Here is a 24,039-nt window from a genome sequence, read left to right on the forward strand (position 1 = left end):
AGCAGCAGGAATCACGGTTAGGAAATCACATGGCAACAGAGACAGTTGCAAAACCCCGCACCAGCATGCGCGTAGGCGTCCAGAAGTTCGGGACGTTCCTGTCAGGCATGATCATGCCCAACATCGGCGCCTTCATCGCCTGGGGCCTCATTACCGCGCTCTTCATCGAGAAGGGCTGGATTCCGGTCCCGCAGCTTGGCGGCTTCGGCACCAATGCGGAGGGGGTAGCGAACACGGGACTCGTGGGTCCCATGATCACCTACCTGCTGCCTCTCTTGATTGCCTATACCGGCGGCCGGATGGTTTATGACGTCCGGGGCGGCGTTGTTGGCGCCATTGGCACCATGGGCGTGATCATCGGTGCCGGCATTCCGATGTTCATCGGTGCCATGATCATGGGCCCCCTCGGCGGCTGGACCATGAAGAAGATCGACTCGATCTGGGAAGGTAAGATCCGGCCCGGCTTTGAAATGCTGGTGAACAACTTTTCCGCTGGCATCTGGGGTGCGCTGCTCGCCATGCTCGGCTTCTACGGCATCTCCCCGTTGGTCACGGCCTTCAGCACGGGCGCGGGCAATGTGGTCCAGTTCCTGGTCAACAACGGGCTGCTGCCCCTGACCAGCATCTTCATCGAACCTGCCAAGGTGCTTTTCCTCAACAACGCCATCAACCATGGCGTGCTGACACCGCTGGGCATCCAGCAGTCGCTTGAGCAAGGCAAGTCCATCCTGTTCCTGCTTGAAGCCAACCCCGGCCCGGGCTTAGGTATCCTGCTCGCCTATATGTTCTTCGGCAAGGGGCTGGCCAAGGCATCGGCCCCCGGTGCTGCCATCATCCACTTCTTCGGCGGCATCCACGAGATCTACTTCCCCTACGTGCTGATGAAGCCAATCCTCATCCTCGCCGCGATTGGAGGCGGCATGACCGGGATCGCGACACTGGCCATCACCAACTCCGGCCTCGTGGCACCGGCGGCTCCAGGGTCCATCATTGCTGTGATCGCCCAGACTTCCCGCGACAGCTATGTCGGAGTGATCCTCTCTGTCCTGCTCGCCGCCACCGTCTCCTTCCTGATCGCTTCGGTAATCCTGCGGGCCAGCAAGACTCCCGTCGGTGACACCGAGGAAGACAGCCTCAGCGCCGCCACCTCAAGGATGGAGGCCATGAAGGGCAAGAAGAGCTCCGTGTCCTCTGCCCTGACCGGCGCCGGTGCAGGCGGCGTTGCCGTGATGGCCGGCCCCATCAAGAACATCGTCTTCGCCTGCGACGCCGGCATGGGTTCCAGCGCCATGGGCGCCTCGGTGCTGCGCAACAAGATCAAGGATGCCGGCTTCCCGGACGTCAAGGTCACCAATGCCTCCATCGCCAACCTCAGCGACACCTACGACGTCGTGGTCACCCACCAGGACCTCACCGAACGCGCCAAGCCCGTCACCTCCAGCGCCGTGCACGTCTCCGTGGACAACTTCATGAACAGCCCGCGTTATGAGGAGATCGTGGAACTGGTCCAGCGCAGCAACACGACAGGAACCGCCGACGGTGGCGCAGCCGCTCCCGCCGCTGCGGCACCTGCCGCCGAGGCTCCAGGTGAGGCAGCCGAGACGGCCGCCAAAACCGCCGCCGTGCCGTCGGACATCCTGGTAGCGGAGAGCGTGGTCCTCAACGGCTCCGCCACCACCCGCGACGCCGCCATCGACGAAGCGGGCCAGCTGCTGCTGGCACGGGGAGCCGTGGACAACGACTACATCCTCGCGATGCACGAGCGCGAGGAATCCGTGTCCACGTACATGGGCAGTTTCCTGGCCATCCCGCACGGCACCAACGCCGCCAAGGACCACATCATGAAGTCCGCTGTTTCGGTGATCCGGTACCCGGAAGGCATCGACTGGAACGGCAAGCAGGTCAAGTTTGTGGTGGGCGTGGCCGGCGTGAACAACGAGCACCTCCACATCCTGTCCTCGATCGCGAAGGTCTTCACGAATAAGTCGCAGGTGGCGCAGCTTGAGGCGGCAACATCTGTGGACGAGGTCCTGGAACTCTTCGGAAAGGTCAACGCATAGTGAAGGCAGTACATTTCGGAGCCGGAAACATCGGCCGGGGGTTTGTGGGGCTGCTGCTGCACCAGGCCGGGTATGAGGTGGTGTTCGCTGATGTTGCGGATGACCTGATCACCCAGCTTGCCGCCGCGGACAGCTATCAGGTGCACGAGGTGGGGGAGAACCCGGCAGTGAGCACCGTGGACAACTTCCGGGCGATCAACTCCAGCACGCATGAAGCGCAGCTGATCGAGGAGATCGCGACGGCGGACATCCTCACCACTGCCGTGGGGCCGCACATCCTGAAGTTCGTGGCCCCTGCAATCGCCAAGGGCATTACAGCCCGGGCCCCCGGCCAGGCGCCGCTCCAGGTGATGGCCTGCGAGAACGCCATCAACGCCACGGACATCCTGCGTGATGAGGTGGCTGCGCAATGGGATCCGGCCGCCGGCCAGCTCGAGTCCTTGGCGGTGTTTGCCAACACCGCCGTGGACAGGATCGTGCCCAACCAGGAACCCGGCCAGGGGCTGGATGTCACGGTGGAGACGTTCTACGAGTGGGTCATCGACCGCACACCCTTCGGAGGCGCAGCCCCCGTCATCCCTGGTGCCACCTTCGTGGACCAGCTCGGGCCATACATCGAGCGCAAGCTGTTCACGGTCAACACCGGCCACGCCTCAGCCGCATATTTCGGCTTCGAAGCCGGGCTGGAGAAGATCTCCGAGGCCATGGCGGACCAGGACGTCGCGGCGGATGTGCGGGCCGTGCTCGACGAGACCAAGCAGCTGCTGGTGGCCAAGCACGGGTTCAGCCACGACGAGCAGGAAGCGTACGTGCAGAAAATCCTGGGCCGCTTCACCAACCCCCACCTGCCGGACACCGTGCACCGTGTGGGCAGGGCGCCGCTGCGCAAGCTCAGCCGGCACGAACGGTTCATCGGCCCTGCCGCTGAACTGTCCGAGCGGGGGATCGTGCCCGAAGCGCTGCTCGGAGCGATCGCCGCCGCCCTGCGCTTCAATGACCCGGCCGACGTTGAAGCGGTCGAGCTGGGACAGATCCTGGCCTCCTCCGAGCCGGCGGAAGCGACCGAACGGATCACAGGGCTCACGCCCGATCACCCGCTCTTCGCGGCCGTCTGCGGCCTGGTTGAGGAGCGCAAAGCGGAAGGCGTCACCGCCACCGTCTAGGCGGTACCTGTCGTGCGGGGAACGCGCTTAGTTTCGGGGCCGCAGCCGCGTGGTGGGAAGCGCAGGGGCGGGGAGGGCAGGGGGTTCACCGGCGGGGAACGTGCCGAAGCGCAGCGTGCCACCCGTGCCCGGCGCGGCCGGCTTCTCCACGCCGATCTCGGTCTGCCACTGCTCCCGGTAGCTGACGATTTCCTCGTGGCTGCGTCCCACGAAGTTCCACCACATGAGGATCTTCTCGCCCAGCGGCTCGCCTCCGATGAGGAGCAGGCGCGCGGGATCGGTGCCGGCGGTGAGGGTCAGCGACGACCGGCCCACCGGCAGGAACGCCAGATGGTCCGTGGCGAGCGGATGTACGTCCAGGTGCAGAGAGCCCGCGTCCAGCAGCACGCCGTGCTCGAACGTGGGGTCCGTTGCAAGCTCCAGCGTCGCCCCGGGTTCGAGCAGGATCTCGGCCCCGAGGAGCGGGCTGTGCGTCGTGACTGGCGACGTGCTGCCGGCCAGGGAGCCCAGGAAGACGCGCAACGTCCAGCCCGCTCCCGTGAGGGGTTCCGGGCGGTAGCTCTCGAACGTGGGCTCCATGTGGCGGGCGCTGTCGGGGAGGGCCACCCAGAGCTGGGCGCCGTGCAGCACGTCTGTTTCCGGGGTGGAGTATTCGGAGTGGCTGATGCCCCGGCCTGCTGTCATCAGGTTGATCTCGCCCGGCCGAACCATCGCGTGGAACCCGGCGGAGTCCCGGTGCTCGACCTCGCCGGTGAAGAGCCAGCTGACAGTCTGCAGGCCGGTATGGGGGTGGCGGGGGACCTGCATTCCCCCGGTCGCACCGACATGGTCCGGACCGTAATGGTCCAGGAAGCACCAGGCACCGATCAGGCTGCGCTGGCGTTGGGGCAGGGTGCGGCGCACGTCCATGGCCCTTGGACCGCCCAGCGGTACTGCGCGGGGCACGAGTATTTCGATATCGACGGCGGTGCCCGCCGCTTCGCAAAGCACTTCCCGGGGAACGGCTTCGGTGTTGCTCATGGGGTCAAGCCTAGCCCTGCTCCGCCCGAACCCGAACGGCAGTTGGAACACCGCCGTCCGGGATCGGGCGCAAATCGGCCTGACTCAGGCGAAACCGGCTCCGGCTAACTGGCCGACGCCATCTCAGCGTCCGCCATGGCCTTCCACTCAGCCACGCGCGCCTGGTGCAGCGGGGAGCGGCGGACCACCGCATAGGCGACGCCGAGGACTGCAAACCAGAGCGGTGTGACGAGCAGCGCCGTCAGCGTGTCCGGCTGCGTGGTGAGGGCCCAGACCAGGAACGCGAAGAAGGCGAAGACTACCCAGACCATGGGAATGCCACCGGGCATCTTGAACGGCGAGGACTTGTGCAGCCCGGGGCGGCGCCTCCGGAACACGAGGTAGCTGGCCAGGATGATGGACCAGACGAACATGAAGCAGACGGCGGAGACGGTGGTGACCATGTCGAACGCCACTCCGACGTCCTTGCCCGCGTAGAGGAGAGCTACGCCCGCGAGCAGCAGGACGCAGGAAAGGAACAGTGCGTTCTGCGGGACCTTCCGGGTGGAGAGCCGGCCGAACAGCTTGGGGGCGTCGCCGTCGTTTGCCAGGCCGAAGACCATGCGCGAAGTGGAATATATGCCGGAGTTTGCCGAGGACATGGCCGAGGTCAGCACCACGAGGTTCACCACCATGGCCGCCATGCCCAGTCCCGCCAGGGAGAACATGCCGATGAACGGGCTGTGGCCCGCCTTGAATTCGGTCCATGGAGTGACTGACATCAGGATGATCAGGGCGCCCACGTAGAAGAGCATCACGCGGAGCGGAATGGCGTTGATGGCGCGGGGCAGGTTGTGCTCGGGGTTCTTGGTTTCAGCCGCAGCCGTACCCACGAGTTCAATGCCCACGAAAGCGAAGACCGCGATCTGGAAACCGGCCACGAAGCCCATGAACTCCCGGGGGAAGAAGCCCCCGTGGCTCCAGAGGTTCGTGAAGCTGGCCGTGCCGGCGTCGGACTGGAACCCGGTGAAGATCATGACCAGGCCCACCGCGATCAGTGCCACGATGGCCACGATCTTGATCAGCGCGAACCAGAACTCGGTCTCACCAAAGGCCTTGACCGTAGGCAGGTTCAGCAGCAGCAGGATGATGATCGTGGCCAGGCCAGGGATCCACAGCTGGATGCCGGGCCACAGTTCATTGGCGTAGCCGGCAATCGCGATCACGTCGGCCACACCTGTGACCACCCAGCAGAACCAGTAGGTCCAGCCGGTGAAGAAGCCGGCCCAGGGGCCCAGCAGGTCGCCGGCGAAGTCGCTAAAGGACTTGTAGTTCAGGTTGGACAGCAGGAGCTGACCCATGGCCCGCATCACGAAGAACAGCATGAAGCCGATGATCATGTACACGAAGATCACAGACGGGCCGGCCACCGAAATGGTCTTGCCGGAGCCCATGAAGAGGCCGGTCCCAATGGCGCCGCCGATGGCCAGCAGTTGGATGTGCCGGTTGCTCAGCGAGCGTGATAGGTGGGGCTCGCTGTCCCGGCTGGAGGCAGTTCTCTGCCCAGTGGTTGTCTGCTCAGACATGTGCAAAATCCTTTGAAAGGACCGCCGCGAGGGTGGCGGCGGTTACAAAATCAGCCTTTCCAACCTACATGGTGCCCGCGCAGGGAACCGTATTGGCGGGCCGCCTGTCCGGACCAGCTTCAGACGGCAGAAGGCGCCAACATTCCTTGGGAACGTTGGCGCCTCCACATGTCCGGGAGCTAAGAGCCGGTCAGGCCTTAACGGACCCCTTCGGAACAAACAGGGTTTCAGCCTGTTCCAGCGACATGCCGTTCGTCTCCGGCACCTTGTACATGACGAAGAAGAATGATGCTGCGGCGAAGAGCGCGTACATTGCGTACGTCAGCGGCAGCGAACCGGCGGCCATCACCGGGAAGCTCAGCGTGATGGCGAAGTTGGCGATCCACTGGGCGGCGGCAGCCAGGCCCAGGGCGCGGGCACGGATCCTGGACGGGAAGATCTCCCCGAGCAGCACCCAGACGAGCGGGCCCCAGGACGCGCCGAAGCTGATGACGAACACGTTCGCGGCAACGAGGGCAACGGGGCCCCATGCGCCAGGCAGCGAAATCTCGGACCCGGTGCCCCGCGCGGAGGCGAAGGCCACGGCCATGGCGCCCAGGGAGATGGCCATGCCGATGGACCCGGCCAGCAGGATGGGCCGGCGCCCGATCCGGTCGACGAGGGCGATGGCCACGAGTGTCACAAGGATGTTGGTGATGGAGGTGGCCACGGAGATGGTGAGCGAGTCCTTCTCCTGGAATCCGACGGCCTTCCACAACGTGGTGGAGTAGTAGAAAATCACGTTGATGCCCACGAATTGCTGCAGCACGGACAGCGTGATGCCGATCCAGACGACGGCCTGGAGGCCGAAGGTCTTGCCGCGCAGGGAACCCTTCTTGCCGGCGAGCTGGTCCTCCTCGATGGCCTCGCGGATTTCGCGGAGGTGGCGGTCGGTGTCCTCGCTGGGTGCGATGGAGTCAAAGACCTTGCGTGCTTCGGCTTCCTTGCCCTGAATGACGAGGAACCGGGGGGATTCGGGCAGCGTGTAGGAGATCCAGCCGTAGACCACGGCGGGCAGGGCGGCGCCCAGGAACATCCAGCGCCAGGCCTCGATGCCGAGCCAGAACGGCTGGTCGGCTCCGCCGGCGGAGGTGGCGAAGAGCGCGTCGGACAGCAGGGCGGCGAAAATACCCGTGGTGATCGCGAGCTGCTGCAACGAGGCGAGGCGGCCGCGGACGTGCCTGGGGGAGATCTCGGAGATGTAGGCCGGGGCGATCACCGAGGCCAGGCCGATGCCGAGGCCGCCGACGAGGCGCCAGAAGATGAGGTCCCAGACGCTGAAGGCGAAGCCGGTGCCCACTGCGCTGACCAGGAACAGCAGCGCGCCCAGCTTCATGGCGGGGATGCGGCCGTAGCGGTCGGCCACCTTGCCGGCCATGTAGGCGCCGGCGGCGCATCCGAGCAGGGCGACCGCCACGGCAAAGCCGGTCACGGCTTCACTCAGCGCGAATTCGTCCTTCATGGCGTCGACGGCGCCGTTGACCACTGAGGAGTCGAAGCCGAAGAGGAAGCCTCCAACGGCGCCGGCAAGCGCCAGCCAAATGACCCGTTTCGGGATCTTGGCGGTAGGTTGCTCGGTGGCGGTGGACATGGTTCTCCCTTGGCTTTTGGGGGTTGGTTTCTGCGGTGCGGACGTCGTCGGCTGCGGTACCGGCCAGAGGGCCGGCGCACACGCGCCTAACAGTGTGGCACGTCACGGCGCGCTGTTCCACTTCGGGACAGAAGACGACGACGGCGGGCGTCCCGCCGTCGTCGTTCTTTGCGTCTTGCTGTCCGGGTGGTTAGTGGGCCGCCACCGGTTCCTTGGCGGCAGCTGCCTTCGGGTCCGTGAGCTTCTTGTTCGGGAGGGCGAAGCTGATCAGGAATGCAATGCCGGTGAGGACCGCGGCGGTGAGCATCACCGCGTCGATGGAGTGCGCGAAGCCCTCGGTGATGGGCCGGGTCAGCACGGGGTTGGCCGAGTGGAGCCAGCTGGTGTCGTTGAGGGAGTCGTTGGTGGCGCCGTTCTCGAAGAACTCATACAGCTTGGCGTTCGCGGGATCGGCGGCCACGGCGGGGTCCTTGAGAACCTTGAGGAACTCCGCGCTCTGCATGGCGTCCTTCATGCCGGTGCCGATTTTGTCCGCCGCAAGGCTGAACAGCATGGAGATGAACACCGCGGTTCCCACAGCGCCGCCCATGGAGCGGAAGAACGCTGCGGAGGAGGTGCCCACACCCATGTCCTTCGGCGGGACGGAGACCTGCATGGCCAGCGTGAGCGGCTGCATGCAGAAGCCCAGGCCCAGGCCGAAGAACACCGCGATCAGGCCGGGGACCCAAAGCTCGGTGTCTGCGCCGAGGGAGAGTCCCATGACGACGGCGGCCGCGGTGAGGACGGCGGTGCCCGTGATCGGGAAGATCCGGTAGGTTCCCGATGCCGAGATGGTCCGTCCGGCGGTGATGGAACCGGAGAGGATGCCCACGGTGAAGGTGATCATCATCAGCCCGGCCTCGGTGGGGGTGAGGCCCTTGACCAGCTGGAGGTACATGGGGAGCATGGCGATGGCGCCGAACATGCCGATGCCGATGATGAAGTTCAGCAGCGAGGACAGGCCGAACGTGAGGTTGCGGAAGAGCCGGAGCGGGATCAGCGCGTAGTCCCCGGCGCGCTTCTCGGCCGCCAGGAACGCCACGATGCCGATGACGCCCAGGCCGATGCACAGCAGGGATGCCGCCGAGGTCCAGCCCCAGCTGCGGCCCTGTTCGGCCACCAGGAGCAGCGGAACAATAGCCAGGGTGATGGCTGCGGCGCCCCAGTAGTCGATTTTCTGCTTCACGTGCTTGGCGGGCAGGTGCAGGTACAGGAAGACCACAACGAGTGCAGCCAGGCCGATCGGCAGGTTGATGAAGAATACCCAGCGCCAGCCGTCGAAGCCCAGGATGTTGGCGGAACCTGCGAAGGCGCCGCCCACCACGGGGCCAAGGACCGAGGAGATGCCGAAGACGGACATGAAGTAGCCCTGGAACTTGGACCGGTCCTTGAGCGAAACGATGTCGCCGATGATGGTCAGCGCGAGGGCCAGCAGGCCGCCGGCGCCCATGCCCTGGATGCCGCGGGCGATGGCCAGCTCCGTCATGGACTGCACCGAGCCGGCGTACAGGGAGCCGGCGAGGAAGATCACGATCGCGGCCAGGTAGAGCGGGCGGCGGCCGAAGATGTCGCTCAATTTCCCGTACAGCGGGGTGGTAACCGTGGAGGTGATGAGGTAGGCGGTGGTGGCCCAGGCCTGCAGCGACAGGCCGTCCAGGTCGTTGGCGATGGTGTAGATGGACGTTGAGACGATGGTCTGGTCCAGCGAGGAGAGGAACATGCCAAGCATGAGCCCCACCATGACGGTGATGGTTTGCCGCTTGGTCAGGACCTCTCCGGGTGCGGGTCCGGCGGTGGTTTTGGACATGGGTGCTCCAAGGGAAGAAAGGGGGCTCGCAATTGATAGTTGCTTTCAGTAACTATATTACTTTCTGCTTTGTTCCCGCAGGGCACAATTATTTATTGCTCGACTATCTAACGCTCAACGAGAATGCCATCCGGGTCGCACCAGATCGTGGCGCCGGGCCGGATGGTCACGCCGTCGATGAGCAGGTCAACGTCGGTCTCCCCGGCGCCCGCCTTGGCACTCTTGCGCGGGTTGCTCCCCAAAGCCTTGACGCCGAGCGGCAGGTCCGCGATCGCCTCGCGGTCGCGGATGGCCCCGTGAATGACGACGCCGGCCCACCCGTTTGCCACGGCGCTCGCCGCGATCATGTCCCCCATCAGGGCGGTCCGCAGGGAGCCGTTGCCGTCCACTACCAGCACGGCGCCGTTGCCAGGCGAGCCAAGGGTGGACTTGACGAGTGCGTTGTCCTCAAGGCACCGGATGGTCCGGACCGGGCCGCTGAAATGGGAGTGGCCGCCCAGGGACTGGAACTGCAGGGCAATGGAGGCCAGCTCCTCGCCCCGTTCGTCGTAGAGGTCGGCCGTGCTGATGGCTGCCGCCTGGTGGGCCGTGGCATCGTTGGCAGGGGAAGCGGTCATTGGTTCTCCTTGGCGTAGGTGCAGGTTCCATCCGAGGCGGGGCGATGCTTTAGTGCCTCGTCGTGACGAGGAAATTCGGCTCCGATGAGCCCCGCTGCTCTGTGCTCCCACGATAGTCTGATTCCACACGATCAATACCGTTCCAGGGGGAGCCCGCCATGAGTCTGTCGGACATTCCAGGTGCAGTTCCCGAGCCCGGGCTGGTGGGCTCACGGCAGGGCACTGCGCTCGCCGAGCCGACAGTCCGGGTCAGGCCCGTGTGGACCACCGGTGTGGTCCTGGTCAACCTCGGCATCAACGCCGCTTTCTTCGGTCCCATCCAGGTTCTGCTGGGCCAGCAGGCCGAGCACTTCGACCCCGGCCAGAAGGAAGCGATCCTGGCACTGGTGACGGGCGCCGGTGCGGCGGTGTCGCTGGTGGCAAACCCCCTCTTCGGCGCATTCAGCGACCGGACCACGTCCCGCTTCGGCCGGCGCGTCCCATGGGTGCTCGCGGGCGCGATCCTCGGGGCCGCTGCGCTGATTGGCCTTGCCGGGGCGCCGAACGTGGCCGTCATGACGCTCCTGTGGTGCCTGGTGCAGGCAGGATGCAACGGCGCCTACGCGGCCATCACCGCCGCCGTCCCCGACCGGGTGCCCGTGCCGCAGCGCGCCACCGTCGGAGGCCTGGCAGCGATGGGCCAGACGGTGGGCATCCTTCTCGGTGCGGTGATTGCCGCCGTGGTCAGCGGGAATTTCGCCCTAGGCTACGTGGTGTGCGCCGCAGCACTGGTGGCGGGCGTCGTCATGTACCTGTTCAAGAGCGACGATGCGCCGCTCCCGGCGGCAGTGAGGCCCTCGCTGAACTGGGGTGCCTTCATGCTCAGCTTCATCCGGCCGCTGCGCCACTCCGACTTCGCGTGGGCGTGGATCACGCGGCTGCTCGTCAACATCGGCAACCACATGGTCACGCTGTACCTGCTGTTCTTCCTCGCCGACGCTGTGCACCTGAAGGAAACCACAGGACTCGAGCCGGCGTTCGGCGTGCTGGTGCTGACCGGGCTGTACGCCGTGTTCGTCATCATCACGAGCGTGATCGGCGGCCGGCTCAGCGACCGCATGGGCAAGCGCAAGCCCCTGGTCATCGCCTCCTCCGCCATCATTGCGGCCGCGTCGCTGATCCTCGCCTTTGCTCCCACCTGGATCGGGGGCATCGTGGGTGCCAGCGTCCTGGGCATCGGGTTCGGCGCGTACCTCGCGGTGGACTTCGCCCTGATCACCCAGGTCCTCCCCAGCGCCGGCGACCGCGGAAAGGACCTGGGTGTGATCAACATTGCCAACTCCCTGCCGCAGGTCATCGCGCCGGTCCTTGCCTGGCCCTTCGTTGCGTTCTGGGGCGGATACGTTGCGCTCTATGTCGCCGCCGCGGTGATCGGCCTGCTGGGCGCTGTGTTCGTGGTGAAGATCAAGGGCGTGGACTGAGAGCCGCTGGCCGGCCTGCTTTCCGGCTCCGACAGGGGAAGGCTCGTCCGCGGATTAGAACACCGCCGTGAAGCCTCCCCAGCCGTTGCCCACAACCGCCTGCCCCTTCCACACCTGGCTGTCCAAGCCGTGAGTGGACACATGCCGGCCGTTTCCGTAATACATCGTTAGGCTCCCGGCGCCATTGACGCCATAGATATCCTCGTCGCCGTCGCCGTTGAAATCGCCCGCGGCATCGAACCCGCGAATGCCGCCCCAGCCCTGGCCGATCTGAAAGTAAGTACTCGGCGCATCCAGGGCGAACTGTCCCTTTCCGTTGCCAGGGAAGAGGCGGAGGTACCCGAAGCTGTCGCGGCCAATGACGTCCACGGTGTTGTAGCCCGAAAACTTTCCGGAGGCCGCGATTGGGTTTATCTCACCCCAGCCCGAGTCGATAAGTAAGGCTGTAAGCCAGCCTCCGCGGCCATTGCCCGGGTAGAGCCAGATCCTGTCGGCGGTATCCCGCGCGATGAGGTCGTTGTTGCCGTCGCCGGTGAAGTCTCCCGGGGCGATGACGTCCTTGAATTTTCCCCAGCCGGCGCCGATCTGTGCCCTCGCCAGCCAGCCGCCTTTTCCGTTGCCGGGGTAGAGGAAGAGCCGGCCGGACCGGTCGCGAGCCATCACGTCATTGTTGAGGTCGCCATTGAAGTCACCCGTGGCGAGCAGCTTGTCGAATCCGTTCCAACCGGCGCCCACCTTTTGGCGCGGCAGCCAGCCGGCCCTTCCGTTCGTTGGATAGAGAAAGAGATTGCCGGCGCTGTCGCGGGCAAATAGATCCGGCGTGCCGTCGGCGTTGAACCCCCGCGCCTTGGTTTTGTTGGCGATGGCAGTACGCAGCAGGCCGGACACCGTGGTCCTGCTGGCAGAGTCGTAGTTTACGGTCAGGTCGACGGTGATGGTTTTTCCCTTATCCCCAGCGGTGAGGACGTAGCTGCCGCGCGTCGCGCCCGGGATCGGCGCGCCGTTCCGCTTCCAGGCATACGTGTAGGACGGCTTGCCGCCGGCCGGGAAGACACTCGAATAACTGGGAACCGCCCGTATTGTGCCGCCAACGGAGGAATCACCGACAACTTCCGGCGGGTACGCCTCCACGTGGCGCGGCAGTGGACCGAGGGCGGCGCTCGTTGCTGCTGCAGGGTGGTACCCGGGAGCCCGTGCGGTAACGCGTACCGAGATCTTTGCGCCACTGTCCATACGGCTCACAAAGTAATCGCTGTGCGTTTCCCCCGAAACGGCAACACCGTTTCGAAGCCACTGATATGTGCAGCACACCACTCCCGGTGCATCCCAGGCGCCCTCTTGTGCGGTCAGCTTGGGGTCGGCGGACGTTGCCGTCCCACTGATCCACGGCGGTGTGGTGCTCTGCATGGTTTTGAAGATCTTGGATGGGTTGTCGACTGTGAAGTCACCTTTGGCTATAGCTGCCAGCGGTTCTTCGGAGCTGGGTGCGTCGCGCGGAATCCGCGTTACCCTGCCGTCACGGTAGTAGTGGGTGACTCCCCGGCCGCCAAGGTACGTCACGCGTGCATAGTCCAGCTGATATGTGCCGGGGGTCCAGTCTTGGGTGACTGCGGCGGTCGCGGCACCGCTGACCGGGTTCGCTGCTGAGGCGTCCTGCCACTTAAGCGAGTATTGCGACGTGTCGTACGCGTTCGTATAAACGAGCAGGACTTCCTTGGCGCCCTGGGTCAGGGAAAAATCTATGGCTGCAGTTTGTCCCGGCGTGTATGGATCAGACTGTGCCGGGCGAAGGAGTGTCAGCCGAGGATCCTGAAATATCAGCTGCGGGTTGTTCATCTCGAAGTCCTGGCTTGCAAGGGCGCCGAGAGTCGTGGGTATGGTCATGGCGGGAGTGGTTGCACCGCTTCGGTAGTAGGTCTGGTAGGACCCGGACAGCAGGCGGACAGTGACCTCCAGCACTTGAACGGCCCCGCTGGGCCAGGCTGCTGCATCCGACACCCTGGAAATTGTTCCGGACGTCACGCCCTGAGCGTTGTAGAACCCGGCCGCTAGGCTTCCGGCCGCGTCCTTCAACCCCACACGTACGCTGCTGACAGGCTTTGAGGTCGTGAAGCTGAAACTGACCGTGCCCCCTGCCTCCAACACCGCTGGGGACGTCCGTTCGAATGACGTCAGCGCGGGTTCGTCGGCAGCAGCGGCCGGCGCGGCCGGAACCAGTAGGAGCGCTACCAGGGCCAAGGAGAGGATCAGTCCCATCCGCCGGCGGAATGAAGCCGCCTTACCGGTGACCCGGCGGGCCGACGCCAAATAACGCACAGCAGAGATAGACGACCCCAAAATTTCCCCCAAAGAAGACCGGGCCGCAAACGGCCGGACAAGACCAGTGAGACGAGACTACTCCGCAGCGCCGACATTCTGGGCGGTTTCCCGGAATTCCCTGGCACACGCATTGGGCCGCGCTGCCTGGCCGCCTCGGCCTGCTTTCCGGCCAGCGGCCGGTGGCCGAAAACGGTGCCGTATAGTTGGGGGCGAATTGCGGGCAGGATCGGGATGGGGACTCTCCTGGCTGCCAGGAATCTCAACCTCCGGACTGATGATGCTTGAATTTAATCCAGATCTTCCGCCCATGGCCGCTCCTCCTTCCCTGCCCCGGCAGCAGGCCCGGTATGCCCGCATCCTGGATGTCGCGGCGGGCTTCGCGCGCAAGGGAATCAAGTCCGTCACGCTGCCCGAGGTTGCCGCCAAGGCTGATGTCCCCCTCAGCACCCTGTACCGCTACTTCCCGTCCGCGACGCACCTCATGCTTGCGCTGTACCGGCATCAGCTGAGCGAGCTCAAGGTGGGCAGCTGGCCCGGCGCCGGGACAGTGCGCGTCCACGCCCTGTCCGGCGTTGTGATGGAGATTTTCCACATGCGCGTGATGCAGCCCGCCGTGGAGCATTGCCTCAGCAAGGGCGTGTACATCAAGGACCGGGATACCACCGCGCTGCTTCGTGAAATCGACACCCTGTCCGAGCGGGCGGTGACCTCTGCCAGCGGCGACGCCGGCATCTCGCGGGTGCTGCTGCTGACCGTTACCGGTCTAGTCCAGTCGGTCCGCTGCCGCCGGCTGTCGCTCTTCGAGGCGGAGGAAGACCTGAAGAACGCCTGCGCGCTGCTGGTTCCGAGGCCGCGCTCCATGCGCCACACAGCGTAACCGGTCTAGACCATTGGCCCCGAAATGGGGCTATATCGGGTGAATTTGGGCACAACATCCGTGTTAATCCCGCCCGCGGGCCTCATCTGGCAAAAAGCGGCGTCCAGCACTGTTTACCATTGCAGGACCGGAGTGGCTAGCAACCCGCACCACGCGGGCTTCCGGACAGGCCCCGCCACCTTGTGGGCCCGTCAGCGAAGCGCGCACCTGACCATCTTGAGCCTCCCACGCTTGAGCCATACTGTGCCGTGCGCCCACGGCTAGCCAAGGAGACAACGACGTGTCCACTGAAACGATTGCCCCCATCGACAACACCGCGGCCGAGGCGCTGACGGAGCAGGAAATCTTTGCCTCCCACGAGGGCGGCAAGCTTTCCATCACCAGCACCGTCCCGCTCGACAACAAGCGCGACCTTTCCATCGCCTACACGCCCGGCGTCGCCCAGGTGAGCCGCGCCATCCACGCCGATCCCGAGCTTGCGAAGACCCACACCTGGGCTCAGCGCCTCGTCGCCGTGGTCAGCGACGGCACCGCCGTTCTGGGTCTCGGCAACATCGGCGCCAGCGCATCCCTTCCGGTCATGGAGGGCAAGTCCGCCCTCTTCAAGGCATTCGGTGAGCTGGACTCCATTCCCTTGGTCCTGAACACCACCGACGTGGATGAGATTGTGGAAACGCTGGTCCGGCTCCGTCCCAGCTTCGGCGCCGTCAACCTCGAAGACGTCTCCGCACCGCGCTGCTTCGAGCTCGAAGAAAAACTCATTGAAGCCCTCGACTGCCCCGTGATGCACGATGACCAGCACGGCACCGCCGTCGTGGTTCTCGCCGCGCTGACGGGAGCCGCCAAGGTCACCGGCCGCGAACTCGAAGGCCTGCGCGTGGTGGTTTCCGGTGCCGGAGCCGCAGGCATCGCCGTCGCGGAGATCCTCCTCACGGCCGGCGTCAAGGACGTGGTGCTGCTGGACTCCCGCGGCGCCATCAGCGCCGAGCGCGCCGACATCGCCGCCGATCCCACCAGCAAGAAGGCCGAGATGGCGCAGCGCAGCAACCCGCGCGGCATCACCGGCGGTCCCGGCGAGGCCCTCCTCGGCGCAGATGTCTTCGTCGGCGTGTCGTCCTCCAAGCTGGACGAGGAGCACCTGAAGCTGATGAACCACAGCTCCATCGTGTTCGCGCTGTCCAACCCGGACCCGGAAGTCCTGCCGGACGTTGCCGCCCGCTACGCCGCCGTCGTCGCCACCGGACGCAGCGATTTCCCCAACCAGATCAACAACGTCCTGGCCTTCCCCGGAATCTTCCGCGGAGCCCTCGACGCCGGCGCCCGCCGCATCACCCCGGCCATGAAGCTTGCCGCGGCCCGCGCCATCGCTGAACTCGCTGCGGAGAACCTGTCCGCCGACTACATCGTGCCCAGCCCCCTGGACCCGCGCGTGGCACCGGCCGTGACGGCGGCCGTCGCCGCCGCGGCAGCGGAAGACGCCGTCTGAACCGGCGGATCTGACTGAGGATCACGACGGCGGTGCCGCCCCCTTGCCGGGCGGCGCCGCTGTCGTCATTCTTTAAGGGAGAGGGGACCTCAAGGCAGCGGTGAGGTCGCCCGCCGCCGGACCCTAGACTGGGGGCATGGACGCCCAGACCCTAGTGACCATCCTGTGCGGCCTGGCCATCGTTGTGGGCGTGGCCGGAACCGTTATCCCCGTGCTGCCCGGCGGCTTCCTGATCGGACTGGGCCTGCTGGCTTGGGCCATCTGGGGAGGTGAAGGGGCCATCGGCTGGGTGGTGTTCGGGATTGGCATGATTTTCGTGCTGGCGGGGATGGCAGCGAGTGCCGTGCTGGCCGGGCGAAAGCTCAAACAGCACAAAATTCCCAACCGGAGTGTGGCAGCGGGCATCGTACTGGGGATCGCTGGCATGTTCCTCATCCCCGTGGTGGGCCTCTTCGTGGGTTTCGCCGCCGGGCTGCTGCTCAGCGAGGTGCACCGGACGCGGAACTTCGGCACGGCCCTGACAACCAGCTGGGCCGCCCTCAAAGCCACCGGACTGGGCATCCTCGTGGAGTTTGGCCTCGCCTGCCTTGCGGCCAGCACCTGGGTGATCGGCGTGTGGGTTGGTATGGCTTCGGGCTAGATTCGTGCGGCTACTAGCATGGAAGAATGAGCGCCGGGCAGATTCCAGGACCGATCTACCGTGACACCCGTGACCTCACTCCGTTTGGCGCCGGGCTGATCCGGACGCCTGTACGGGAAATCGCCGAGGGCGTCGGCGGTCTGATCCATGGGGTGCTGGGCGGCCGGGATGCCGCCCTGATCGGCGTGGATGGCAGCGTCCCCAGGCTGAAGCTCCTCCCCGGCAAAACCGCCAAGGCGGTCTACGACGCCATCTTCAACAACACCGACCCGAACCGGCTGATCGCCGTGGGCCGGGAGTGCCCCGGCTGGGCGGGCCTGTGCTACGTCATGGCCGGCCTGCTCGCGCACAAGCAGGGCGGGTACCTGCGCGCGGTGGAGCTGCTGCAGCGCGGCCTCAGCATCAGGAACGACGACGAAGCGAACCAGTTCGCGGCCAGCTACCTCACGCGCGTTGTCACCCGGGTGGAGGTCGCCGAGCGCATCGAGGTTCCGGTGCTGTTCAGTGAGGAGTCCGTGTTCCTCGCACTGTCGCAGTCCCTGCGCGAGACGGGCCAGACTGAAGCCGCGCTTGAAGCGCTGACCATGCTTCCGCCGTCGCTGCCAACCGCCCTGGCGAGGTGCGCCCTGGCCTACACTCTGGGGCGCGACCAGGAAGTGGTTGTCTGGACTGAAGGCTTGCTCAACGCCGACGACCTCTCCGCGGCCCTGCTGCTGCTCCGGGGGCGCTCCCTCCGCCGCCTCGGCGCCCATGAGCACGCGCAGCGGGCGCTGAAGGAAGTCCTGCGGCGGCGGAAAACCAATTTGGCGCTGCGCAACGACGCCATCACGGACCGCGCCCTGCTCGTGCTGGACAACGGCCGGAAATCCCTGAACCCACGGGACTGGCGGCGGCGGCGCGCGGAGCTCGAAACCTTCGAGGTCATCCGCAAGGACGTGGAGGCGCGCAGGCTTTGGGAACAGGAGTGGAAGGAGCTGGACGGCGGCTGACGGCGCCGTCGCAGCCAGTCTCCACCCCGTGGCTCTTGTCGGCGGGTTGGCCCGGGGGTACAACGGACAAATGACTGACGCAATCAGGCAATGGATGGAAAAGTACATCGCAGCGTGGGAAACGAATGCGCCGGACGATATCCGGGCGCTTTTCACCGAGGACGCCGTCTACGCAACCCGCCCGTACGACCCGGACGCCTGGCGCGGCCGTGAGCAGATCGTGGACCGGTGGATCGCCTCCGGCGACGAACCCGAGGACTGGAGGTTCGAGTGGTCCGTGCTCGGATCCGACGGCGACCTCGCCTTCGTCCAGGGACGCACCACCTACCTGGACGACCGGCCCAGCTACGAAAACCTATGGGTCATCCGGCTGGCACCGGACGGGCGGGCGACTGCCTTCACCGAGTGGTTCATGGAGCGCAAGACGTGAGGCCTTTTGCTGTTAGGCGGGCCCCACGAGGAGGGGCACCAGCTGCTCGAAGAGGAGCGCGGCGCCGAGGCACACCATGATGATTCCGCTCGCCAGTGTCACCCGGCGGGCGGCGCCCGGCCGGGACTGGAGCAGCCTCCGGGACAGCAGGGCCACGGCGGTATAGACGACGGCCGCCAGCAGCACGAACGTCATGCCAAGCAGCCCCGACTGCACCGGCACGGGCAGCGGTGCCTCGGCACTGACGAACTGGGGCACGAGGGCAATGAAGAACAGCAGGCCTTTGGGATTGATGCCGCTGGTCCCCATCCCCTGGAAGAACGACCGGAGCTGGTTACTGCCGGAATTATCCGCTGCACCGGCGATGGTGAAGCTCGCACTCCGCCAGGACCGGATGGTTGCGCTTCCCAACCACAGTAGGTAGCCGGCCCCGGCGACCGTGATCCATCCGAGGAGCCCCGGCAGGGCCGCCAGCAGGGCTGCCAGCCCGGCCACCATGAGAACCGTATGCAGCACGTAACCGCTGCACAGGCCCGCCACCGCAGGCACGAAGCTGCGGCGTCCGAGCCCGGCCGCGATGGTGTAGGCCCAGTCCACACCGGGCGTGCAGGCCAAGGCCGCGGCGACCACCACGAAGGCTAGGAAAAGCTCAGGATTCATGGCGGGGCTCCTCGTTGACGGGCATGCGAAAAGCCTAGGAAATTTGCCGCCATAAGTGTTCCCTGATTTCGCGCAGGCCGCCATCGTCCGGGTAAGATCTTTGCGTGATCGACCACATTGACAGAAATATTTTGCGCCACCTCAAAGAGGATGGCCGGATGACGGCCACGGCGCTCGCCGCAAAGGTGGGGCTGACCGTGGCACCGTGCCACCGCCGGCTCCGTGACCTGGAGGCCTCGGGGGTGATCCGCGGATACAAGGCGGACATTGACCCGTCCGCCGTCGGGCTGGGGTTCGAAGCCATCGTCTTCGTGACACTGCGGCAGGTGGACCAGCCCACCATGGAGATCTTTGAGAACCGGGTTGCCGAGAACCCCAACATCGTGGAGGCGCAGCGGCTGTTCGGCTCGCCGGACTACCTGCTCAAGGTGATAGCGGAAGACCTGCCTTCCTACCAGCGGTTCTACGACAGTGAACTGACGGTGCTGCCCGGCGTCGAGCGGCTCACGTCAACGCTGGTGATGAAGAACCTCAAGTCCAATGCCGGGCCGCCGGTATAGCTTAAACACGGCAGGTTAAACGCGGCAGGCCGCGGAAGGGGATCTTCCGCGGCCTGCCGTTGTGGTGTTTTGTTGGGCGACCGGTCTCTAGCGGGGGTTCAGGACGGACGCCTGGAAGCCTCCCTGCCTGTTGCCCGCGTACAGCCACAGCTTGCCGTCCGGCGCCGTCGCGATGAGGCCAGGGCTGGCGGTCCCGGCGAACCGGCCCACATTCGCTATGGACTTGTAGATGTTCCAGGCGCTGCCCAGCTGCTTTCTCGGAAGGAAACCGCCTCCGCCGTTTCCTGGATAGAGCCACAGCGCGCCGGCGGGGGTGCGGGCCATGATGTCGTTCCTGCCGTCTCCGGTGAAGTCGTCGGCGCTGACAATCTGGTCGAAGGCGTTCCATCCGTATCCGAGCGCCTTGCGCGGCTGCAGGCCGCCCACACCGTTGCCGGGGTAGAGCCAGAGCTGGCCGTCCGGTGACTGGGCAAAGAGGTCGCTCTTTCCGTCGCCGGTGAAATCCCCCGGAGACAGGAACCGGCTGAAGCCGGTCAGGGACCTGCCCAGGAGCTTTCTCGGCAGCATGGTGCCCCTCCCGTCGGTGGGGTAGACCCAGAGCACGCCGGCCGCATCCCGCGCTATCAGGTCCAGGCCGCCGGCTCCGTCGAAGTTGCCGGCGCTGAAGATCTGGTCATAGGTCTGCCATCCGGAGTTGAGCTGCCGGGCAGTCTGGAAAGCGCCGGACCCGTTGCCGGGGTGGAGCCACAGCGTTCCCTGCGGTGTTAGCGCGAAGATGTCCGCGCGGCCGTCACCCGTGGCGTCGCCGGCTTCCCAGACCTGGCGGAACTCGTCCCAGTCCACGCCGGGAACCGTGACCCGGGTGGCGAAGCGGCCGGTCTCGTTTCCGGGGTAGAGCGAGGCGGGGCCTGTTGCGGTGGTGACCAGCAGGTCCCTTTGCCCGTCCCCGGTGAAGTCGTGTCCGCCGATGAGGTCCTTGAACGAACCCCAGCCGCCCCCCAGGCTGGTGGGTGCGAGGAATCCGCCGGCCCCGTTTGCCGGGTAGAAGTAGAGCGATCCGCTCTGGCTGCGCGCGAACAGCCCGCCGCGGGTGCCACTGAACCCATTGGCTGGAGCGACGGCGTTGAAGGTAGCCCATCCGGCGCCCACATTGCTGGGGAGCAGGAAGCCGTCCTTGCCGTTGCCGGGGTACACCCAGAGTGTTCCATCGAATTTGATGCCGGCCAGGTCTGCCTTTCCGTCGCCGGTCACGTCGCCGGGAGTGACGAGGCGCTGGAAAATCTGCCAGCCGCCCCCGATGCGGATGCGGGGAAGGAAACCGCCCTTGCCGTTGCCCGGGTACAGCCAGAACTCGCCCGCCGAGGTGCGGCCGAAGACGTCCGGGAATCCGTCCCCGGTGAAGTCGACGTCGCCGACCACCGTGTTGAAGATGTTCCAGCCGCCAGCGAACCGGACGGGTGCCCCGAGCTTGTTCCCGGCCTGGCCGGCGAGCAGCATGAGGGAACCGTCGGACTCGCGGGAGAGCACGTCAGCACGCCCGTCGCCGTTGAAGTCGCCGGCGGAGAACTGGATCTTTGCCCGCAGCGCGGGATCGGCGTTGATGGTCACGGTGGCGTAGTCGGCAGTGACGGTGTTGATCGTCACCGTGGTCCCGGCGTGCGTGGTGAACGTGCGTCCGGCCTGCCAGGCGTGGTTCGCGCTGTAGTAGCCGCTGAAGGGAACGGTGGACGGCATGAGCGTCAGGGATGAGACAGGAGTCGCTCCGCCGCGCTGCACGATCTTCACGCCCCGGTTGCCGGCGTAGTCACTGCTCAGGTAGCTGTCGTAGCCCACCGGTTGCCGCAGCTCGAGGTAATAGGTCTCACGGCTCACGGGGTCGGTGAACTTGAGGGCCCGATTCGCCAGTGCGCCGCCCCACGGCCGCAGCGTGTAGCTCTTGATGCCTGACGCAATCCCCAGGTCGCGGACCTCATCGCCCCGGCCGAGTCCCCGAGAGTCCCAGAAGGGGGAACTGACCACGGGCATGCTGTACCGCGACGCACCCATCAGGTCGGTGGTGTCGCCGTATTCACGGATGTAGCAGCTGGAGTCCTTGAACTGGCCGGTGCTGGTGGTCCCCACGTCGCTGGCGCCGCTGCCGCATTGCAGGGCGTCCGCGTGCATGGCACCCAGCACGTGGCCGAACTCGTGGGTGAGAACGCTCTTGGTGAAGGTGGTGTTGATCTGCGGCATCAGGACGCGGCCGCTGTTGCCGTTGCTGCTGAAGCCGGCGCCCAGTGCACCGTAGGAGAGGGTGGCGGTGGGAACGAAGACCACGAGCGCGGTGTTGGTGCTGTAGGTCCACTTCAGCTCGGATGTGATCTTGTTGATCATGTCGTAGTAGGACATCGAGGATGTGGCAGCCGACTGGTGCCCCGCGAGCCGGCTCGTGACGGTCATGGAGATGCGCCCGTTGGACATAGCCTTCCAGTAATTGCTGGTGGCTACGATCGCCTGGTCCGCCGCCGTCATGGAGACGGCGTTCTTGTTGTCGGCGAGCTTCGCTGTCACGAGCTTCACCGTCATCGGCGCGGAAGCAAGGACCCCGGCTTCTGCCTGGAGGGCCGTTCCGGCCGGCGGAGTGTCCATGGGGACGCCCGGCGCTGATTCGTACATGTGCTCCCCGTGCGGGGTGCCGGGTACGAGTTGTGTCGCGGGAGCATCGGTGGCGTGATCCGCCGTTTGATCGGTTGATGCAGCGAACGTGGGGCTCGCGGGAAGGGAGACCAATCCGGCGGCGAAGACCAGCAGCCCGGTCGCTGCGGCGATTGAACGGGAAAATGAGCGCATGGAGTTCCTTAGTGAGACCGAACCCTGGCTGAGACCTTGGGATGGAGGGCGCACCGGCTGCCAGGGGACGGACTCCGGCGGCAGGTGCTGATTCAGGCTACAGTCGGCACCGCAGGACCGCCGTCAGAATAGCCGCAGTTTTAGCTCATGATTTGCGCAGGTCCGGCGTGGCGCGTGAGGCACGCCGTCAGCCGCCGAGCAGACCGGTGGTCCGGTAGGGAATGACCTCCCGAAGGAACATGCTCGTGGATGTCCGGACGATCCCCGGGCACAGCCGGATCTCTTCGGACACCCGGTAGAGATCGTCCGGGCTGGTGGCCACCACGCGGATCAGCAGATCGGTGTCACCGGCCGGTGCATGGCACTCCAGCACTTCCGGGATGTCCCGGAGGGCGGCAATGGCCTCGTTGAGGTGGCTCTGGTCCAGCTCGGCGCTGACTGCCGCCGCCACGCCACGGCCCAGTGCGGCAGGAAGCACGCGGCTGCTGTTCGGGCGGAGCGCCCCTGACTCGGTCATCCGTTCCAGCCGCGAGTGGACGGTGCCGCGGGCCAGGCCGAGGCGCTGGGCGAGGACCATGATGGGGACCCGGGGGTCGTCGTCGAGCGCGGCGAGGATCCTCCGGTCGGTGGCATCCAGCTGCTGCAATCTGATCACTCCCTGTCGGTCTGACGCACCGCCAGTGAACAGTCTGACCACATTCACGGGCGCCCTTTGCGCCTACTGTATGACTTCTGCTCAAATAGTGGCAACAAGGGCGCGGCTACCGCCAAACCCCACAGGCTCACAGGACTACCGGCACACCACCCGGTTCCTGGACGACGCTTCCCGCAAGGAGGCCGCCGCTGATTGACACTTGTTCACGCATCGTCACTCCGCAAGCAGTGCCGCACTTCCGCAGCCAGGAACCGGTACGGCAAGAGCCCCTGAGCCACCGAGCCCCGCGTACGCGGGACAGCGCGGTAGCTGAGGGGCTCTTGTGCTGTTCGGCATAGGCTGGACGACATGACTAGTGCCGGCCGCTTCGCCCCCAGCCCGTCCGGTGAACTTCACGTGGGCAACCTGCGGACGGCGATGCTCGCGTGGCTGTTTGCGCGGTCCACCGGCCGGCGTTTCCTGCTGCGCGTCGAGGACCTGGACCGTGCCCGCGCCGGGGCGGAGGAACAGCAGCTCCGCGACCTGGCCGCCGTCGGCCTGTCCTGGGACGGCGACGTCGTGAGGCAAACCGACAGGGAGCCGCTGTACACGGCCGCGATCGGCCGGCTGGCCGCCGCAGGGCTGACTTACGAGTGTTTCTGCACGCGCAGGGAAATCCAGGAAGCGCCGTCCGCGCCCCATGCACCCCAGGGCGCATATCCGGGAACCTGCCGGAGGCTCTCGAGGGCGGAACTGGAGTTCAGGCGCTCGGTCCGGCCCGCTGCCGTCCGGCTGCGGTCCACCGCCACGGAGTGGACGGTGCAGGATGCCATGCACGGCACCTTTACCGGAGTGGTGGACGACTTCGTACTCCGCCGCAACGACGGTGTGACGGCGTACAACCTGGCCGTGGTGGTGGATGATGCCGAACAGGGCATAGACCAGGTGGTGAGGGGTGATGACCTGCTCCCATCGACGCCCCGGCAGGCCTACCTCGCATCACTCCTTAGTATGCCTGTTCCGGAATATGTCCATGTGCCGCTCGTGGTGAACGCCGACGGCGCACGGCTGGCCAAGCGGGACGGGGCCGTCACGCTGCGCGATCTCGCCGCCGTCGGCATGCCGGCAGATGCTGTCCGGCGGATGATCCTGGACTCGCTGGATCTCCCGGCAGATTCCCTGGAGGCAGCACTCGGCGCGTTCGATCCTGCGGCCCTCCCGCGCGGGCCCTGGGTCTGGCCGGGCGTGTAGTTG

Annotated in this window: 19 protein-coding genes; 10 read left to right on the forward strand and 9 right to left on the reverse strand. The window is 65.9% G+C overall.

Annotation, left to right across the window (positions count from 1 at the left end; translation table 11 throughout):
- Positions 1 to 29 precede the first annotated feature (29 nt).
- Both AC5RUM_RS04450 and AC5RUM_RS04455 read left to right on the forward strand, forming a co-directional pair.
- A complete protein-coding gene (locus AC5RUM_RS04450; RefSeq protein ID WP_494033782.1) occupies positions 30 to 2,060 on the forward strand; it encodes a PTS mannitol transporter subunit IICBA in 2,031 nt (676 codons plus the stop codon).
- Positions 2,060 to 3,223 carry a mannitol-1-phosphate 5-dehydrogenase gene (locus AC5RUM_RS04455; protein WP_494033783.1) on the forward strand — a complete coding sequence of 388 codons (1,164 nt, stop codon included), beginning with the start codon at positions 2,060 to 2,062 and terminating at the stop codon, positions 3,221 to 3,223. The genes AC5RUM_RS04450 and AC5RUM_RS04455 overlap by 1 nt, the downstream gene beginning before the upstream one ends.
- 27 nt (positions 3,224 to 3,250) lie before the next feature.
- Here AC5RUM_RS04455 and AC5RUM_RS04460 read toward each other — a convergent pair whose 3' ends face one another.
- The 5 genes from AC5RUM_RS04460 to rraA all read right to left on the reverse strand — a co-directional run bounded on the left by AC5RUM_RS04460 (position 3,251) and on the right by rraA (position 9,901).
- Positions 3,251 to 4,243, reverse strand: coding sequence for a pirin family protein (locus AC5RUM_RS04460; protein WP_494033784.1), 993 nt, complete (start codon positions 4,241 to 4,243; stop codon positions 3,251 to 3,253).
- Between the two features lie 104 nt (positions 4,244 to 4,347).
- Positions 4,348 to 5,808 (reverse strand): amino acid permease, encoded by a 1,461-nt coding sequence (locus tag AC5RUM_RS04465; protein ID WP_494033785.1) that lies wholly within the window; start codon positions 5,806 to 5,808, stop codon positions 4,348 to 4,350.
- Positions 5,809 to 5,998: 190 nt separating this feature from the next.
- Complete coding sequence (locus tag AC5RUM_RS04470) at positions 5,999 to 7,438, reverse strand: sugar porter family MFS transporter (protein ID WP_494033786.1); 1,440 nt, start codon at positions 7,436 to 7,438, stop codon at positions 5,999 to 6,001.
- A gap of 190 nt (positions 7,439 to 7,628) precedes the next feature.
- Complete coding sequence (locus AC5RUM_RS04475; protein ID WP_494033787.1) at positions 7,629 to 9,284, reverse strand: MDR family MFS transporter; 1,656 nt, start codon at positions 9,282 to 9,284, stop codon at positions 7,629 to 7,631.
- 107 nt (positions 9,285 to 9,391) lie between these two features.
- Positions 9,392 to 9,901 (reverse strand): ribonuclease E activity regulator RraA, encoded by a 510-nt coding sequence (gene rraA / locus AC5RUM_RS04480; protein ID WP_494033788.1) that lies wholly within the window; start codon positions 9,899 to 9,901, stop codon positions 9,392 to 9,394.
- Between the two features lie 158 nt (positions 9,902 to 10,059).
- On the opposite strand from rraA, the gene AC5RUM_RS04485 reads away from it, so the two are divergent.
- Positions 10,060 to 11,361 (forward strand): MFS transporter, encoded by a 1,302-nt coding sequence (locus tag AC5RUM_RS04485; RefSeq protein ID WP_494033789.1) that lies wholly within the window; start codon positions 10,060 to 10,062, stop codon positions 11,359 to 11,361.
- A 54-nt stretch (positions 11,362 to 11,415) separates the two neighbouring features.
- Here the strand turns inward: AC5RUM_RS04485 and AC5RUM_RS04490 are convergent, their stop codons facing one another.
- A complete protein-coding gene (locus tag AC5RUM_RS04490; protein ID WP_494033790.1) occupies positions 11,416 to 13,383 on the reverse strand; it encodes an FG-GAP-like repeat-containing protein in 1,968 nt (655 codons plus the stop codon).
- Between the two features lie 574 nt (positions 13,384 to 13,957).
- On the opposite strand from AC5RUM_RS04490, the gene AC5RUM_RS04495 reads away from it, so the two are divergent.
- From AC5RUM_RS04495 to AC5RUM_RS04515, 5 genes are all read left to right on the forward strand, one after another.
- Complete coding sequence (locus AC5RUM_RS04495) at positions 13,958 to 14,557, forward strand: TetR/AcrR family transcriptional regulator (RefSeq protein WP_494033888.1); 600 nt, start codon at positions 13,958 to 13,960, stop codon at positions 14,555 to 14,557.
- A 280-nt stretch (positions 14,558 to 14,837) separates the two neighbouring features.
- Complete coding sequence (locus AC5RUM_RS04500; RefSeq protein WP_494033791.1) at positions 14,838 to 16,043, forward strand: NAD(P)-dependent malic enzyme; 1,206 nt, start codon at positions 14,838 to 14,840, stop codon at positions 16,041 to 16,043.
- Between the two features lie 136 nt (positions 16,044 to 16,179).
- Positions 16,180 to 16,683: a DUF456 domain-containing protein gene (locus AC5RUM_RS04505; protein WP_494033792.1), complete on the forward strand. Its 504-nt coding sequence runs from the start codon at positions 16,180 to 16,182 to the stop codon at positions 16,681 to 16,683.
- 26 nt (positions 16,684 to 16,709) lie between these two features.
- Positions 16,710 to 17,672, forward strand: a complete 963-nt coding sequence (locus AC5RUM_RS04510; protein WP_494033793.1) for a hypothetical protein — start codon at positions 16,710 to 16,712, stop codon at positions 17,670 to 17,672.
- A 70-nt stretch (positions 17,673 to 17,742) separates the two neighbouring features.
- The gene (locus AC5RUM_RS04515; RefSeq protein ID WP_494033794.1) at positions 17,743 to 18,102 is read left to right on the forward strand and encodes a nuclear transport factor 2 family protein; all 360 of its coding nucleotides are present in this window, start codon (positions 17,743 to 17,745) and stop codon (positions 18,100 to 18,102) included.
- Positions 18,103 to 18,114: 12 nt separating this feature from the next.
- Here AC5RUM_RS04515 and AC5RUM_RS04520 read toward each other — a convergent pair whose 3' ends face one another.
- Entirely contained in the window at positions 18,115 to 18,762 is a 648-nt protein-coding gene (locus tag AC5RUM_RS04520; protein ID WP_494033795.1) for a LysE family translocator, read from the reverse strand.
- A 104-nt stretch (positions 18,763 to 18,866) separates the two neighbouring features.
- Between AC5RUM_RS04520 and AC5RUM_RS04525 the strand changes: the two genes are divergently transcribed.
- Positions 18,867 to 19,322: an Lrp/AsnC family transcriptional regulator gene (locus AC5RUM_RS04525; protein WP_494033796.1), complete on the forward strand. Its 456-nt coding sequence runs from the start codon at positions 18,867 to 18,869 to the stop codon at positions 19,320 to 19,322.
- Between the two features lie 87 nt (positions 19,323 to 19,409).
- On the opposite strand, the gene AC5RUM_RS04530 is transcribed toward AC5RUM_RS04525, so the two are convergent.
- Together AC5RUM_RS04530 and AC5RUM_RS04535 are read right to left on the reverse strand one after the other, a co-directional pair.
- On the reverse strand, positions 19,410 to 22,151 hold the full coding sequence (locus tag AC5RUM_RS04530) for an FG-GAP-like repeat-containing protein (RefSeq protein ID WP_494033797.1): 2,742 nt from the start codon (positions 22,149 to 22,151) through the stop codon (positions 19,410 to 19,412).
- A 187-nt stretch (positions 22,152 to 22,338) separates the two neighbouring features.
- Entirely contained in the window at positions 22,339 to 22,797 is a 459-nt protein-coding gene (locus AC5RUM_RS04535; protein WP_400580777.1) for an Lrp/AsnC family transcriptional regulator, read from the reverse strand.
- A gap of 357 nt (positions 22,798 to 23,154) precedes the next feature.
- On the opposite strand from AC5RUM_RS04535, the gene gluQRS reads away from it, so the two are divergent.
- A complete protein-coding gene (gene gluQRS, locus AC5RUM_RS04540; protein WP_494033798.1) occupies positions 23,155 to 24,036 on the forward strand; it encodes a tRNA glutamyl-Q(34) synthetase GluQRS in 882 nt (293 codons plus the stop codon).
- Positions 24,037 to 24,039 lie beyond the last annotated feature (3 nt).

This window comes from Arthrobacter sp. B2060, from assembly GCF_059090445.1.